The sequence below is a fragment of the Streptomyces sp. NPDC059247 genome (assembly GCF_042754005.1).
Lineage (GTDB): Bacteria > Actinomycetota > Actinomycetes > Streptomycetales > Streptomycetaceae > Streptomyces.
In genome coordinates, this window is the sequence record NZ_JBHYZW010000016.1 from 3,937 (window position 1) to 19,918 (window position 15,982).

A 15,982-nucleotide genomic window follows, 5' to 3' on the forward strand; every position below is an offset into this window, starting at 1 on the left:
GCGGTGACCCGGGTCGCCGTCGAGGTGGGTACCGACGGAAAGCTGGGCGGGCAGGCGCACGTGCGGGGGGTGTCCGGTTCGTGGAAGGACCTCACGGACTCGGTCAACACGATGGCGAACCGGCTGACGGCGCAGGTGCGGGACATCGCCCTGGTGACGACGGCGGTCGCCAACGGCGATCTGTCCCAGAAGGTCACGGCGAACGTGGCCGGGGAGATGCTGGAGCTGAAGAACACCGTCAACCGGATGGTGGACCAGCTGTCGTCGTTCTCCTCCGAGGTGACCCGGGTGGCCCGCGAGGTGGGCACGGAGGGCGAACTGGGCGGTCAGGCGGAGGTGGCAGGGGTGTCCGGGGTCTGGAAGGACCTCACGGACTCGGTCAACACCATGGCCGGGAACCTGACCAACCAGGTGCGGGACATCGCCCTGGTGACGACGGCGGTCGCCAACGGCGATCTGTCGCAGAAGGTGCGGGTGTCGGCGCGCGGGGAGATCGCGCAGCTCGCGGACACCATCAACCAGATGACGAAGACGCTGCGGATCTTCGCCGACGAGGTGACCCGGGTGTCGGGCGAGGTCGGCGCGCAGGGGCTGCTCGGCGGTCAGGCGCAGGTGCCGGGCGCGGCGGGGACGTGGAAGGACCTGACCGACTCGGTCAACACCGTCTTCCGGAACATCACCACGCAGGTGCGGGACATCGCCCAGGTGACGACGGCCGTGGCCAGTGGTGATCTGTCGCAGAAGGTCACGGTGGACGTGGCCGGGGAGATGCTGGAACTGAAGAACACCGTGAACACGATGGTGGACCAGCTGTCCGCCTTCGGTTCGGAGGTGACCCGGGTGGCCCGGGAGGTCGGTGTCGAGGGTCTGCTCGGGGGGCAGGCGGAGGTGCCCGGGGCGGCGGGGACGTGGAAGGACCTCACCGACTCGGTGAACACGGCCTTCCGGAACCTGACCAACCAGGTGCGGGACATCGCCCTGGTGACCACGGCGGTCGCGAACGGCGATCTGTCGCAGAAGGTCACGGTGGACGTGGCCGGGGAGATGCTGGAACTCAAGAACACCGTGAACACCATGGTGTCGCAGCTGTCGTCGTTCGCGGACCAGGTCACCAGGATGGCGCGGGACGTGGGCACCGAGGGCAGGCTGGGCGGGCAGGCACGGGTGGACGGCGTCTCCGGGCGCTGGCGGGAGCTCACCGACTCGGTCAACTTCATGGCGGGGAACCTGACCTCGCAGGTGCGGCAGATCGCCCAGGTGACGACGGCCGTGGCGCGCGGTGATCTGTCGCAGAAGATCGACGTGGACGCGCGCGGCGAGATCCTGGAGCTGAAGAACACCATCAACACGATGGTCGACCAGCTCTCCGCCTTCGCCGACCAGGTGACGCGGGTGGCCCGTGAGGTGGGCACCGACGGACGCCTCGGCGGTCAGGCGCAGGTGCCGGGCGTGGCCGGGGTGTGGCGCGATCTGACGGACTCGGTGAACGGCATGGCCGGGAACCTGACCACCCAGGTCCGCAACATCGCGCAGGTCGCCACGGCGGTCGCGCGCGGCGATCTGTCGCAGAAGATCGACGTGGACGCGCGCGGCGAGATCCTGGAGCTGAAGAACACCCTCAACACGATGGTGGACCAGCTGTCGAACTTCGCCGAGCAGGTGACCCGGGTGGCCCGTGAGGTGGGCACCGAGGGGATGCTCGGCGGTCAGGCCGAGGTGCAGGGGGTCTCCGGCACCTGGAAGGACCTGACCCAGTCGGTGAACTTCATGGCGAACAACCTCACCATCCAGGTGCGGCAGATCGCCGAGGTGACGACGGCGGTCGCCAAGGGCGACCTGTCGAAGAAGATCACGGTCGACGCCCGGGGCGAGATCCTGGAACTGGTGACGACCGTGAACACGATGGTCGACCAGCTGTCGAACTTCGCGGACGAGGTCACGCGGGTGGCCCGCGAGGTGGGCACGGAAGGCATCCTGGGCGGTCAGGCGCGGGTGCGCGGGGTCACCGGCACCTGGAAGGACCTCAGCGACAACGTCAACCTGATGGCCAACAACCTGACGAGCCAGGTGCGGAACATCGCCCGGGTCTCGGCGGCGGTGGCCAACGGCGACCTGACGAAGAAGGTGACGGTGGAGGCGCGCGGCGAGGTCGCCGAGCTGGCCGAGACCGTCAACACGATGGTGACGACCCTGTCGTCGTTCGCGGACGAGGTGACCCGGGTCGCCCGCGAGGTGGGCACCGAGGGCGAACTCGGCGGCCAGGCGAGGGTCCCGGGCGTCGCGGGCACCTGGAAGGACCTCACCGAGTCGGTGAACTCGATGGCGTCCAACCTGACCGGTCAGGTGCGGCAGATCGCCGCCGTGACCACCGCCATCGCCAAGGGCGACCTCACCAAGAAGATCGACATCGACGCGCGCGGTGAGATCGAGGAGCTGAAGAACACCATCAACACGATGGTCGACCAGCTGTCGAACTTCGCCGAGGAGGTCACCCGGGTGGCCCGTGAGGTGGGCGTCGAGGGCATCCTCGGCGGTCAGGCGCACGTGCGGGACGTGGACGGCACCTGGAGCGATCTGACCGAGTCCGTCAACGAGATGGCCGGGAACCTGACCCGTCAGGTGCGGGCCATCGCGGCGGTCGCCACGGCGGTCACCCGGGGCGACCTCAACCTGAAGATCAACGGGGTCGACGCGGCGGGCGAGATCCAGGCCCTCCAGGACAACATCAACACGATGATCACCAACCTGCGCGACACCACCCTCGCCAACGAGGAGCAGGACTGGCTGAAGGGCAACCTGGCCCGTATCTCCGGTCTCATGCAGGGCCGCCGGGACCTGGACGACGTGGCCTCGCTCATCATGAGCGAGCTGACGCCGGTGGTGTCGGCGCAGCACGGGGCGTTCTTCGTGGCGATGCCGACCGGTTCCGCGCACAGCGACGCGGAACTCGTCGGTGAGGGCGACGGCTCGTACGAGCTGCGGATGCGCGGGAGTTACGGGTACTCCACCGGTTCCATGCCGACCTCGTTCCGGCCGGGCGAGACCCTCATCGGTACGGCCGCCGAGGAGAAGCGGACCATCCAGGTCAATGTGCCGCCGGGGTATCTGAAGATCTCCTCGGGGCTCGGCGAGGCGGCTCCCGCGCACGTGATCGTGCTGCCGGTGCTCTTCGAGGGCAAGGTCCTCGGGGTGATCGAGCTGGCGTCCTTCCAGCCGTTCACCCAGATCCAGCGGGACTTCCTCAACCAGCTGGCCGAGCTGATCGCGACGACCGTCAACACGATCAGCGTCAACACCAAGACCGAGGTGCTGCTCCAGCAGTCGCAGCGGCTCACCGAGCAGCTCAAGGAGCGGTCGGCGGAGCTGGAGCACCGGCAGAAGGAGCTCCAGGGCTCCAACGCCGAACTGGAGGAGAAGGCCGAGCTGCTGGCCCGGCAGAACCGTGACATCGAGGTGAAGAACACCGAGATCGAGGAGGCGCGGCAGGTGCTGGAGGAGCGGGCCGAACAGCTCGCCGTCTCCATGCGGTACAAGTCCGAGTTCCTGGCGAACATGTCGCACGAGCTGCGCACCCCGCTCAACTCGCTTCTGATCCTGGCCAAGTTGCTCGCGGACAACGCCGAGACCAATCTGACGCCGAAGCAGGTCGAGTTCGCCGAGACCATCCACGGCGCCGGTTCCGACCTGCTCCAGCTGATCAACGACATCCTCGACCTGTCCAAGGTGGAGGCGGGCAAGATGGACGTGTCGCCGACCCGGATCGCGCTCGTCCAGCTCGTCGACTACGTGGAGGCCACGTTCCGGCCGCTCACGGCGGAGAAGGGCCTGGACTTCTCGGTGCGGGTCTCGCCCGAGCTGCCCGCCACGCTCCACACCGACGAGCAGCGGCTGCTCCAGGTGCTGCGCAACCTGCTGTCCAACGCGGTGAAGTTCACCGACACGGGCGCGGTGGAGCTGGTCATCCGGCCGGCCGGGGCGGACGTGCCGCAGTCGATCCGCGAACAGCTCCTGGAGGCCGGTTCGCTGCGCGATCCGGAGGCCGATCTGATCGCGTTCTCGGTCACCGACACCGGAATCGGGATCGCCGCGAGCAAGATGCGGGTCATCTTCGAGGCGTTCAAGCAGGCGGACGGGACGACCAGCCGGAAGTACGGCGGTACGGGTCTGGGGCTCTCGATCAGCCGGGAGATCGCTCGGCTGCTCGGCGGTGAGATCTACGCGGCGAGCGAGACGGGCCGCGGTTCGACGTTCACGCTGTATCTGCCGCTGAGTCCGATCGAGTCCCCGTCGCCCGGTCACGGGCAGGGGGCGCAGGACGCCGACGAGCCGCAGGGCGGCGGGGCGGCGGGCCTCCAGTCGTTCCCGTACTTCCCGCCGCCGTCCGGGCGCTCGGAGGACCGGTCGGGCGCCGGGGCGCTGTTCCGGCACCGGCGGAAGGCCGCGGCGGAGGCGACCGGGGCGGGCACCGTCGTGCCGCAGGGGTCCGGCCGGGCGGAGGCGCGGGAGCGGGCGGAGCGGGAGCCGGAGCCCGAGAAGCGCCGGGGCTACGGCTTCTCGGGCGAGCGGGTGCTCATCGTCGACGACGACATCCGCAACGTGTTCGCGCTCACCAGCGTCCTGGAGCAGCACGGGCTCGCGGTGCTCTACGCGGAGAACGGCCGGGAGGGCATCGAGGTCCTGGAGCAGCACGACGACGTGGCGCTGGTCCTGATGGACATCATGATGCCGGAGATGGACGGGTACGCGACGACGACCGCGATCCGGCGGATGCCGCAGTTCGCGGGGCTGCCGATCATCGCGCTCACGGCGAAGGCGATGAAGGGCGACCGGGAGAAGGCGATCGAGTCGGGCGCCTCGGACTATGTGACGAAGCCGGTGGAGTCCGACTACCTGCTGTCCGTGATGGAGCAGTGGATGCGGGGCGAGTGACCCCGTGCGGGGGCCCGTGGCGAGGGGAGGACACCGCGCGCCACGGGCCCCCGCACGCACCCGGGGAGGCCGTCGGACGGCTTCGGTGAGAAGGGTGTGAGAAGGCCGCGCACGGGGAACCTTCTGATCTCCCACCGCGTTTCAGGTACGTGCGCAGTGACATCGCGGTGACAGGGTGTGGCGACGGGCGGGGTGCGGCTACGATGACCGGCACAAGGACGGACGGCGTCAGAGAGTCGTCCCCTGGGGCGGCGCCCGGTGCCACCCCCGGTTCGGGGAGCCGGGGAGAGCCGTTGCCGGGGCGAGGAGGACGGGGCATGGTGCAGAAGGCCAAGATCCTCCTGGTCGATGACCGGCCGGAGAATCTGCTGGCGCTGGAGGCCATTCTCTCCGCGCTCGATCAGACGCTGGTGCGGGCATCGTCAGGGGAGGAAGCGCTCAAGGCGCTGTTGACGGACGACTTCGCGGTCATCCTGCTGGACGTCCAGATGCCGGGGATGGACGGTTTCGAGACCGCCGCGCACATCAAGCGGCGTGAGCGGACCCGCGACATCCCGATCATCTTCCTCACCGCCATCAACCACGGTCCCCACCACACCTTCCGGGGATACGCGGCCGGCGCGGTCGACTACATCTCGAAGCCGTTCGACCCGTGGGTGCTGCGCGCCAAGGTCTCCGTCTTCGTCGAGCTGTACATGAAGAACTGCAAGCTGCGGGAGCAGGCGGCTCTGCTGCGGCTCCAGTTGGAGGGCGGCGAGGGCGGTCACGGCAAGGAGTCCGCCGGGCTCCTCGCCGAACTCTCCGCCCGGCTCGCGGCCGTCGAGGAGCAGGCGGAGGCGCTGTCCAAGCAGCTCGACGACGACTCCGCCGACGCCGCCGCGGTCGCCACCGCCGCGCACCTGGAGCGGAAGCTGACCGGACTGCGCCGCGCCCTGGACGCGCTCGAACCGGGCACGGGAGCCGCGCCGACGCTGCCCGCCCAGGGCTGACGTACCGTCACGGCCGGTTCTGACGGCCGTCGTCCGGGGCGGGACGGCGTCACCTTCGTGCCCCGGCGGGGCGACACGTTCGGGTGAGGCGGACAGCGGCTGCTCACACCGGTAACCTCGGCACCATGGCTTCACGTACGTCCGGCAAGGGTTCCCAGGGCACGGCGGGCACCGCCAAGCCGCGCGCCGGCCGTACGGCGGGCGCCGCGAAGAAAGCGGCCCCCGCGAAGTCCCCCGCCAAGCCGCCCGCGAAGAAGGCGCCCGCGAAGAAGGCCGCGCCCGCCAAGCGCGCGCCCGCGCGGAAGACCGCGGCGAAGAGGGCCCCGGCCCGGCCCGCGCCGTCCCCGACCGGGGGCGTGTACCGGCTCGCGCGGGGCGCGTGGCTGGGGGTCGCGCACGGCGTGGGGGCGATGCTGCGGGGGATGGGGCGGGGCGCCAAGGGCCTCGATCCGGCCCACCGCAAGGACGGTCTCGCGCTGCTCCTCCTCGGGCTCGCGCTGATCGTCGCCGCCGGTACCTGGTCCAATCTGCGGGGTCCGGTCGGCGACCTCGTCGAGATGCTGGTCACCGGCGCCTTCGGCCGGCTCGACCTGCTCGTCCCGCTGCTGCTCGGCGCGATCGGCGTACGGCTGGTCCTCTATCCGGAGAAGCCGGAGGCCAACGGGAGGATCAGCATCGGCCTCTCCGCCCTCGTCATCGGTGTCCTCGGCCAGGTCCACATCGCGTGCGGCTCGCCGGGGCGCGGCGACGGCAGCGCCGCCATGCAGGACGCGGGCGGGCTGATCGGCTGGGCCGCTTCCCAGCCGCTGGTCTTCATGATGGGCGAGGTCCTCGCCGTACCGATGCTGGTGCTGCTCACGGTCTTCGGGCTGCTGGTGGTCACCGCCACCCCGGTCAACGCGATCCCGCAGCGACTGCGCGCCCTCGGCGCCCGGCTCGGCATCGTCGAACCCGCGTACGACCCGGTGCGGGCCGAGGGGTACGAGGGGCACGAGGGGTACGACGAGGACTGGCGCGAGGCCCGTTCGGGGCCCCGCGCGGCCGGTCCGGTGCGGCGGCGCGGCCCCGCCGAGCCGTACGACGTGGACCGGGCCGAGGAGGAGATGCTGGAGCGGCGCAAGGGCGCGGCCCGGCGTCCGGCCGAGCGGCCCGCCTTCGACGACGGCCCGGACCCGGTGGACATCGCGGCGGCGGCCGCCGCCGCGCTCGACGGCGCGGTCCTCAACGGGATGCCGCCGTCCCCGATCGTCGCCGATCTGACCAGGGACGTCACCGCCGACCGGAAGGCCGCCGCGCAGGCCGCCGCCGGGGGTGGGCGGGGGCGGGGGGGAACGGGGGTCGGAGGTGCGCCCGTGCCGCCTGCTCGTGGGAGTGACCAGCGGCCCGGCGGAGGCGTACCGGATCTGACCAAGCCCGCTCCCGAGCCGACGGATCTGCCGCCCCGGGCGGAGCAGCTCCAACTGGCCGGGGACATCACCTACGCGCTGCCGTCGCTGGACCTGCTGGAGCGGGGCGGGCCCGGCAAGACGCGCAGCGCCGCCAACGACGCCGTGGTGGACGCGCTCTCCAACGTCTTCACCGAGTTCAAGGTGGACGCCGCCGTCACCGGTTTCACCCGGGGGCCGACGGTCACGCGGTACGAGGTCGAGCTCGGGCCCGCCGTGAAGGTCGAGAAGATCACCGCCCTGACGAAGAACATCGCCTACGCGGTGGCCTCCCCGGACGTCCGGATCATCTCACCGATCCCCGGCAAGTCCGCGGTCGGCATCGAGATCCCGAACAGCGACCGCGAGATGGTGAACCTCGGTGACGTGCTGCGGCTCGCCGCCGCCGCCGAGGACGACCACCCGATGCTGGTGGCGCTCGGCAAGAACGTCGAGGGCGGCTACGAGATGGCCAACCTGGCGAAGATGCCGCACGTCCTGGTCGCCGGGGCCACCGGCTCCGGAAAGTCCTCGTGCATCAACTGCCTGATCACCTCGATCATGATAAGGGCGACCCCCGAGGACGTCCGGATGGTCCTCGTCGACCCCAAGCGGGTCGAGCTCACCGCGTACGAGGGCATCCCGCACCTGATCACCCCGATCATCACCAACCCCAAGCGGGCCGCCGAGGCCCTCCAGTGGGTGGTGAAGGAGATGGACCTCCGCTACGACGACCTGGCGGCCTTCGGCTTCCGGCACATCGACGACTTCAACCAGGCCATCCGGGACGGCAAGATCAAACTGCCGGAGGGCAGCGAGCGCGAGCTCAACCCCTATCCGTACCTGCTGGTCATCGTCGACGAGCTGGCCGACCTGATGATGGTCGCGCCCCGGGACGTCGAGGACTCGATCGTCCGCATCACCCAGCTCGCGCGCGCCGCCGGAATCCATCTGGTCCTCGCCACACAGCGGCCGTCCGTGGACGTCGTCACCGGTCTCATCAAGGCCAACGTGCCGTCCCGGCTGGCCTTCGCGACCTCCTCGCTCGCCGACAGCCGGGTCATCCTCGACCAGCCCGGCGCCGAGAAGCTCATCGGAAAGGGTGACGGACTGTTCCTGCCGATGGGCGCCAACAAGCCCGTCCGCCTCCAGGGCGCCTTCGTCACCGAGCACGAGGTCGCGGCCGTCGTGCAGCACTGCAAGGACCAGATGACCCCGGTCTTCCGGGAGGACGTCACCGTCGGCACCCGGCAGAAGAAGGAGATCGACGAGGACATCGGCGACGACCTCGACCTGCTGTGCCAGGCGGCGGAACTCGTCGTCTCCACCCAGTTCGGCTCCACGTCGATGCTCCAGCGCAAGCTGCGCGTCGGCTTCGCCAAGGCGGGCCGGCTGATGGACCTGATGGAGTCGCGGAACATCGTCGGGCCGAGCGAGGGATCGAAGGCGCGGGACGTGCTCGTGAAGCCCGACGAGCTGGACGGGGTGCTCGCCGTGATCCGAGGCGAGTCGGGGGCGTGAGGGCGGGGCCGCGAGGGTGCGGGGACGCCGGGGCGCGCGGGGACGTCGGTGTGCGTGGGTGCGTGGGCAGCGGGTGCGGGGGGCGTGAAGACGGGGTGGCGTGGCGGGTGGGGCGGGTGTGGTGCCCACCGGGCGGGGTACCCGGTCGGGACCGGGCCGAGACTCACTCGTAAGGGAACGGCGGGCAACCGTTTCCCCTGGCCGTACGTCAAGTTGGACGGAGGGACAGCAGGATGTCCCAGCCTCATGGCGTACAAACAGCACCCGCCCGGTTGCCCCACCCTTTCGTACCACCCATAGACTGAACGTCCAGCAGGTGGCTACACGCTCGAAAGGCGCTCTCGTGTCCATCGGCAACTCCCCCGAAGACGACCGGACCTTCCCGGCAGACGACCGGGACTCGATCGGTCGCGCTCTCCAGCAGACCCGCATCGCCGCCGGTCTCACCGTCGAAGAGGTCAGTGCCTCCACCCGTGTCCGGATTCCGATCGTGCACGCGATCGAGGAGGACGACTTCTCGCGCTGCGGCGGCGACGTCTACGCCCGTGGGCACATCCGTACCCTCGCGCGCGCCGTCGGTCTCGATCCGGCACCGCTGATCGAGCAGTACGACGCCGAGCACGGAGGCCGCCCCGCGCCCACCCCCGCCGCCCCGCTCTTCGAGGCGGAACGCATCCGCCCCGAGCCCCGGCGGCCCAACTGGACCGCCGCGATGGTCGCGGCCATCGTCGCCGTCGTCGGCTTCGTCGGCTTCACGATGTTCAACGGGAACGACGACACGAAGGGCGCCACCACCGCCGCCGAGGGCGGCCCGGCGCCCGCCCCCGACAAGGCCACCTCCGCCGCCAAGCCCAAGCCGGTCAAGCCCGTCGCCCCGAAGCCCACCGAGAGCGCCATCGCCGCCGTCCCCCAGGACAAGGTCACGGTCAAGCTCTCCGCCCTCGACGACAAGAGCTGGATCTCGGCCAAGGGCCACGACGGCAAGGTGCTCTTCGACGGGCTCCTCCTCAAGGGCGAGTCCAAGACCTTCCAGGACGACGAGCGCGTCGACCTCGTCCTCGGCAACGCCGGAGCGATCGAGCTCTACGTGAACGGCAAGAAGCTCGCGGACAAGTTCGAATCCGGTCAGGTGGAGCGGCTGACCTACACCAAGGGCGACCCCGAGGCCGGCTGAGCCCCGCCGGAAACGGCGCCGGATGTGACCCCCGTCGCTCAGGTGAACCCTGCGCGACGGGGGAACGGCCGGGACGAAGTAGTCTTGAGTCCATGCCCGAACGCCGTACCGTCGCCCTTGTCACTCTTGGCTGCGCCCGTAACGAGGTGGACTCGGAGGAGCTCGCAGGCCGCTTGGCAGCGGACGGCTGGGAGCTCGTCGAGAACGCCGAGGACGCGGATGTCGCCGTCGTCAACACCTGTGGGTTCGTCGAAGCCGCCAAGAAGGACTCCGTCGACGCCCTGCTCGAAGCCAATGATCTGAAGGACCACGGCAAGACCCAGGCCGTGGTCGCCGTCGGCTGCATGGCCGAGCGGTACGGCAAGGAACTCGCCGAGGCCCTCCCGGAGGCCGACGGCGTCCTCGGCTTCGACGACTACGCCGACATCTCCAACCGCCTCCAGACCATCCTCAACGGTGGCAGCGTCGAGGCCCACACCCCCCGCGACCGGCGCAAGCTGCTGCCCCTGTCGCCCGTCGAGCGGCAGCAGGCCGCCGCCGCGGTGGCCCTGCCGGGCCACGGCACCGTGGCGGCCCCCGAAGCCCCCGAGGACGTACCGAGCGACCTGCCCGACGGGCTCGCGCCCGCCTCCGGGCCCCGGGCCCCGCTCCGCCGCCGCCTCGACACCAGCCCCGTCGCCTCCGTGAAGCTGGCCTCCGGCTGCGACCGCCGCTGCTCCTTCTGCGCCATCCCCTCCTTCCGGGGCTCCTTCGTCTCGCGCCGTCCCTCCGACGTGCTGAACGAGACGCGCTGGCTCGCCGAGCAGGGCGTCAAGGAGGTCATGCTGGTCTCCGAGAACAACACCTCGTACGGCAAGGACCTCGGCGACATCCGCCTCCTGGAGAGCCTGCTGCCCGAGCTGGCGGCCGTGGACGGCATCGAGCGCGTCCGCGTCAGCTACCTCCAGCCCGCCGAGATGCGCCCCGGCCTGATCGACGTCCTCACCTCCACCGAGAAGGTCGCGCCCTACTTCGACCTCTCCTTCCAGCACAGCGCCCCCGACGTGCTGCGGGCCATGCGCCGCTTCGGCGACACCGACCGCTTCCTGGAGCTCCTGGAGACCATCCGCTCCAAGGCCCCGACCGCCGGTGCCCGCTCCAACTTCATCGTCGGCTTCCCCGGCGAGACCGAGGCGGACTTCGCCGAGCTGGAACGCTTCGTCACCCACGCCCGCCTCGACGCCATCGGCGTCTTCGGCTACTCCGACGAGGACGGCACCGAAGCCGCCACGTACGAGCACAAGCTCGACCAGGACGTCGTCGACGCACGGCTCGCCCACCTCTCCCGGCTCGCCGAGGAGCTCACCGCGCAGCGCGCGGAGGAGCGCATCGGCGAGATGCTGGAAGTGATGGTCGAATCCGTGGACGACGAGGACGGTGTGATCGGCCGCGCCGCCCACCAGGCGCCCGAGACCGACGGACAGGTCCTGCTCACCACGGCCGACGGCGCGAGCCCCGACCTGGCCCCGGGCCGTATGGTCAGGGCGAAGGTCGTCGGCACGGAGGGTGTCGACCTGGTGGCCGAGTGTCTTTTCGAGGAGGCGGGCAGATGACCGGAGTCCCGGCATCCGCGACGGGCGGGACCGGAAGGCCGACGCCCCGAGGCAAGCTGGGCACGGCGGCCGTCAACCAGGCCAGTCTGTGGAACATCGCCAACATCCTGACCATGATCCGGCTCGTCCTCGTACCGGGCTTCGTGCTGCTGCTGCTCCAGGACGGCGGTCACGACCCGGTCTGGCGCGCCTGGGCCTGGGCCGCGTTCGCCGTCGCCATGATCACGGACATCTTCGACGGGCACCTGGCCCGTACCTACAACCTGGTCACCGACTTCGGTAAGATCGCCGACCCGATCGCCGACAAGGCGATCATGGCGGCCGGGCTCATCTCGCTCTCGATGCTCGGGGACCTGCCCTGGTGGGTCACCGGGGTCGTCCTGGCGCGGGAACTGGGGATCACCCTGATGCGCTTCTGGGTGATCCGGCACGCGGTCATCCCCGCCAGCCGCGGCGGCAAGATGAAGACGCTGGCCCAGGGCACGGCCGTCGGCATGTACGTGCTGGTGCTCACCGGGCCCCTGGCCACCCTGCGCTTCTGGGTGATGGCGCTGGCCGTCGTCCTGACGGTCGTCACGGGCCTGGACTACGTCCGGCAGGCCGTCGTGCTGCGCCGTGAGGGGCTCGCCGCCGAGCGGGCGAACCGGCCGGAGACGGCGGCACGGTGACCGAGGCCGCCCGGGTGCTGGCGCTGCTCGCGGAGCGTGGTCACACGCTGGCCGTGGCGGAGTCGCTCACGGGTGGTCTGGTGGCCGCCGAACTCACCTCGGTGCCCGGCGCCTCCGCCGTCTTCCGGGGCTCCGTCACCGCCTACGCCACGCCCCTCAAGCACGAGCTGCTCGGCGTCGACCCGGACCTCCTCGCGGCGCGCGGAGCGGTCGACCCCGAGGTCGCGCTGCAGATGGCGGCGGGTGTGCGGGACCGGCTCGGCGCCGACTGGGGGATCGCGACGACCGGGGTCGCGGGCCCCGACCTCCAGGACGGACAGCCCGTCGGAACCGTCTACGTGGCCGTCGCCGGACCCGCCGCGACGGACGCCCGCGCCGGGAAAGTGGCCGCTCTGCGATTGAACGGCGACCGCGCGGAAATCCGTAGAGAGAGCGTACGGAGCGTGCTGGAGCTGCTCCGTGGGGAACTCCCGGCGAATGCGCGGGCACAGGATACGGAACACGACGGGGAGAATGGATGTTTGCAGCCCTGAGTGAACACGACATCGCTCCCCGCACGGCTGCGGCGCGAGGCGGTACGGTGGGGCGTGAAGGATGCGGCTACGCGGTCCGAGGAGGGAGCCACCGATGATTCTGCTCCGTCGCCTGCTGGGTGACGTGCTGCGTCGGCAGCGCCAGCGCCAGGGCCGTACTCTGCGCGAAGTCTCCTCGTCCGCCCGAGTCTCGCTCGGCTATCTCTCCGAGGTGGAGCGGGGGCAGAAGGAGGCTTCCTCCGAGCTGCTCTCCGCGATCTGCGACGCGCTGGACGTACGGATGTCCGAGCTGATGCGTGAAGTGAGCGACGAGCTGTCCTTGGCCGAACTGGCCCAGTCGGCAGCGGCGAGCCAGCCGGTGCCGACGCCGGTCCGCCCGATGCTCAATTCGGTGTCGGTGACGTCGGTGGGCAGTGTGCCCACCGAGCGGGTGACCATCAAGGCACCCGCGGAAGCGGTCGACGTCGTCGCCGCCTGAACCGAAACCGGACGGAACCCCGGTCGGCACCCTCCAGAGGGCGCCGACCGGGGTTCCGTCTTCGTGCGTCTTCGCGGGGTCCTTCCACGGGCGGGGTGTTCCCGTGATCTTCCGTGCGGGGCGTTCCGCGGTCCTCCCGCGAGGACGTCCTGTGGTTGCCGTGTGCGGGAGTCCCGTGGTCGTCGTGTGCGGCGGTGCGGTGGTCCGCTCTTCGTTTTGTGGCGAGATGCCTGAGATGCCGGGTTCTGGTCGGGCTGCCATGGTGGGGGGAACGTGCGACCGGGCCGTGTGCGCCGGGTCTGCCTCCGGTGCGCCCTCCCGCGGGGTGATCCCGCCGGTCTAGCGTCGACGGCAGGAGGCGGCCATGGTACGGCGACGGGTGCCGCCGGCGACGCTCGCGCTGGTCGCGGTGGGGCTGGTGGCCGGGGGGCTCTGGTGGTGGGCGGTGCTGCGCCTGCTGCTGGTGCCCGGCGAGGCCGGACCGGTCGAGGGGGCGGTGGCGGCGGGGGGCTGGGGGCTGAGCCTGCTGCCGGTGCACGCGGCGGCGGCATCGGTCCGGGCCGGGAGGGTCGGGGGGGCAGGGGGATCCGGAGGGTCAGGAGGGTTGTGGTTCGGCCGGGCCCGGGGGTCGGGCGATGCGGGGGCGGGTGGTTCCGGGGCGGGTTGTTCGGGGCCGGGTGGTGACTCGGCGCGGGCTCCCGACTCCGGTGGTGCGGGTGGTGCGGGGCGTTTCCGGGTGCGGGGGATCACCAGGGCATGGCCACGCCGCCGTTCGGGCGGAGGATCTGGCCGGTCGTGAAGGCGGAGGCGTCGCACGCGAGGTGCAGGACCGCGTGCGCCACGTCCTCGGCCTCCCCGACCCGCCCCAGCGGTGAGTGGCGGACCATCGCCGCCTCCGCCTGTTCCTGGGCCGCCGGGTCGTGCCGGTCGGTCATCGGGGTGCGGATCCAGCCCGGGGCGACCGCGTTGACCCGGATGCCGTAGCGGCCCGCCTCCACCGCCAGGGTCTTCGTCAACTGGACGACGGCTGCCTTGGCGACGCTGTAGCAGAGCAGCCCCGGGCTCGCGGTGTCCATCGCGCCCGACGCCATCGTGACGATCGAGCCGGGCACGCCCGCGTCGATCATCGAGCGGGCCGCCTCCTGGCAGGCGTGGAGGACGCCCTTGAAGTTGACCGCGAGGACGCGGTCCAGATCCTCGTCCCGGGTCTCCAGGACCGTGCTCGTGTGCATGATCCCCGCGACCGCCGCCATCACGTGCAGCGGTCCGGCCGCGCGGACGGCGGCGGCCAGTGCGGCGCGGTCCGTGACGTCCAGGACGTGCGCGTACGCGATGCCCCCCGCCCGGGTGATCAGCGCGGCGGTCTCCTCGGCGCCCCGCGCGTCGAGGTCCGCGCCGTGCACGGTGGCGCCGGACCGGGCGAGGAGGAGCGCCGTCGCCCGCCCGATGCCGCTCGCCGCGCCGGTGACGAACGCGGTGCGGCCGGTGAGGTCGTACGCGGGGAGAGCCGTCATGACCGGACCGTACGGGCAGATCTGACGGATCGTCAATTGGTGCGCGTGGGTGGGATGGACGGGATGGACGGGGTGGGCGGGGCAGTGAGGTTGTCTGGAGCTGGTGGAGCTGGTGGAGCTGGTGGAGCTGGTGGAGCTGGTGGAGCTGGTGGAGCTGGTGGAGCTGGTGGAGCTATGGGGACTTGGGGGCTTGGCGGGCTTCGGGGGCGGGGCCGTGCTGGCAGCCGGGGCACCAGTACGTCACCCGGTCGTTCAGCTCCGCCTCGCGGATCGGGGTGCCGCAGCGCAGGCAGGGGCGGCCCGCCCGGCCGTAGACGTACAGCGGTGTCCCCGGGTGGCGGGTCGTGGTGGTGCGGCGCTCCGGGTGGGCCTTGTTCGCCTCCAGGAGGCGGTGGGCGGTGGCGGCCAGCCGGTCGGGGACGTCGGGGGCCAGTTCGCCCATCGGGAGCCAGGGGGTGACGCCCGCGAGGAAGGCCAGCTCCGACTTGTACACGTTGCCGATGCCCGCCAGGTTCCGCTGGTCGAGCAGGGCCTCGCCGAGCGGTCGGCCAGGGTCGGCCCCCAGGCGGCGCGCGGCCTCCGCCGGGTCCCAGTCGGGACCCAGCAGATCCGGACCGAGACGGCCCACCGCGCGGGACTCCTCGGCCGTGCGGATGAGTTCGAGCACGGGGAGCCGGTAGCCGTACGCGGTCCACTCCGCGTTTCCGAGGACGGCCCGGATCTGGTGGTCGGGGCCACCGCCCGGGCGCCGCCCGGTGACGTACACCCGCCAGGCACCGTCCATCCGCAGATGGGAGTGGAGGGTCAGTCCGCCCTCGATCCGGGTGAGCAGGTGTTTGCCGCGCGGGGTGACGTCCAGGACCGTGCGGCCGGTCAGGTCGGCGGTGGCGAACCGGGGCACCCGGAGGTCCGAGCGGGTCAGCACCCGCCCGGCGAGCGCGATGTGCAGGCGCCGGGCGGCCTGCCAGACGGTGTCTCCCTCGGGCACGGTTCCATTGTGCCGGGCGGGCGAGATCCGTAACGGGTGGACCGGTGACCCGGGGCGGAAGCTCCTCGGCGGCTCCTCCGCCGGACCGACCGGTGGCCGTGCCCGCCTCCGGTCATGGTGCGGCTCGACCCGGCATCGTGTGCGGCGGCGCCGGGGGCCGTACGCGATGCCG

At 71.3% G+C, this 15,982-nt stretch carries 10 protein-coding genes; 8 read left to right on the forward strand and 2 right to left on the reverse strand.

The genetic code is table 11. From position 1 onward, the window contains the following. The 8 genes from ACFXGN_RS24805 to ACFXGN_RS24840 all read left to right on the forward strand — a co-directional run. The coding region (locus ACFXGN_RS24805; RefSeq protein WP_384863060.1) for a HAMP domain-containing protein at positions 1–4,929 on the forward strand (4,929 nt) is incomplete at its 5' end. 317 nt (positions 4,930–5,246) lie between these two features. After that, positions 5,247–5,918: a two-component system response regulator gene (locus tag ACFXGN_RS24810; RefSeq protein ID WP_030694290.1), complete on the forward strand. Its 672-nt coding sequence runs from the start codon at positions 5,247–5,249 to the stop codon at positions 5,916–5,918. Between the two features lie 125 nt (positions 5,919–6,043). Continuing rightward, complete coding sequence (locus ACFXGN_RS24815) at positions 6,044–8,863, forward strand: DNA translocase FtsK (protein ID WP_384863063.1); 2,820 nt, start codon at positions 6,044–6,046, stop codon at positions 8,861–8,863. A 343-nt stretch (positions 8,864–9,206) separates the two neighbouring features. After that, a complete protein-coding gene (locus tag ACFXGN_RS24820) occupies positions 9,207–10,037 on the forward strand; it encodes a helix-turn-helix domain-containing protein (RefSeq protein ID WP_384863067.1) in 831 nt (276 codons plus the stop codon). Between the two features lie 92 nt (positions 10,038–10,129). After that, on the forward strand, positions 10,130–11,629 hold the full coding sequence (rimO, locus tag ACFXGN_RS24825; protein ID WP_384863069.1) for a 30S ribosomal protein S12 methylthiotransferase RimO: 1,500 nt from the start codon (positions 10,130–10,132) through the stop codon (positions 11,627–11,629). Then, positions 11,626–12,297 (forward strand): CDP-diacylglycerol--glycerol-3-phosphate 3-phosphatidyltransferase, encoded by a 672-nt coding sequence (gene pgsA / locus ACFXGN_RS24830; RefSeq protein WP_384863072.1) that lies wholly within the window; start codon positions 11,626–11,628, stop codon positions 12,295–12,297. Before rimO ends, pgsA begins: the two co-directional genes overlap by 4 nt. Next, complete coding sequence (locus ACFXGN_RS24835) at positions 12,294–12,830, forward strand: CinA family protein (RefSeq protein WP_384863074.1); 537 nt, start codon at positions 12,294–12,296, stop codon at positions 12,828–12,830. The genes pgsA and ACFXGN_RS24835 overlap by 4 nt, the downstream gene beginning before the upstream one ends. A 94-nt stretch (positions 12,831–12,924) precedes the next feature. Beyond that, complete coding sequence (locus ACFXGN_RS24840) at positions 12,925–13,308, forward strand: helix-turn-helix domain-containing protein (RefSeq protein WP_384863077.1); 384 nt, start codon at positions 12,925–12,927, stop codon at positions 13,306–13,308. A 746-nt stretch (positions 13,309–14,054) separates the two neighbouring features. Here the strand turns inward: ACFXGN_RS24840 and ACFXGN_RS24845 are convergent. Together ACFXGN_RS24845 and ACFXGN_RS24850 are read right to left on the reverse strand one after the other, a co-directional pair. Continuing rightward, positions 14,055–14,822 (reverse strand): SDR family NAD(P)-dependent oxidoreductase, encoded by a 768-nt coding sequence (locus ACFXGN_RS24845; RefSeq protein ID WP_384863080.1) that lies wholly within the window; start codon positions 14,820–14,822, stop codon positions 14,055–14,057. Positions 14,823–14,994: 172 nt separating this feature from the next. After that, complete coding sequence (locus tag ACFXGN_RS24850; RefSeq protein WP_384863083.1) at positions 14,995–15,810, reverse strand: Fpg/Nei family DNA glycosylase; 816 nt, start codon at positions 15,808–15,810, stop codon at positions 14,995–14,997. Positions 15,811–15,982: the final 172 nt, after the last annotated feature.

Bases quoted from the DNA above. Each gene is read 5' to 3' on its own strand.
- ACFXGN_RS24810 (WP_030694290.1), top strand. From the start codon at position 5,247: ATGGTGCAGAAGGCCAAGATCCTCCTGGTCGATGACCGGCCGGAGAAT.
- ACFXGN_RS24815 (WP_384863063.1), top strand. From the start codon at position 6,044: ATGGCTTCACGTACGTCCGGCAAGGGTTCCCAGGGCACGGCGGGCACC.
- rimO (WP_384863069.1), top strand. From the start codon at position 10,130: ATGCCCGAACGCCGTACCGTCGCCCTTGTCACTCTTGGCTGCGCCCGT.
- pgsA (WP_384863072.1), top strand. From the start codon at position 11,626: ATGACCGGAGTCCCGGCATCCGCGACGGGCGGGACCGGAAGGCCGACG.
- ACFXGN_RS24840 (WP_384863077.1), top strand. From the start codon at position 12,925: ATGATTCTGCTCCGTCGCCTGCTGGGTGACGTGCTGCGTCGGCAGCGC.
- ACFXGN_RS24845 (WP_384863080.1), bottom strand. From the start codon at position 14,822: ATGACGGCTCTCCCCGCGTACGACCTCACCGGCCGCACCGCGTTCGTC.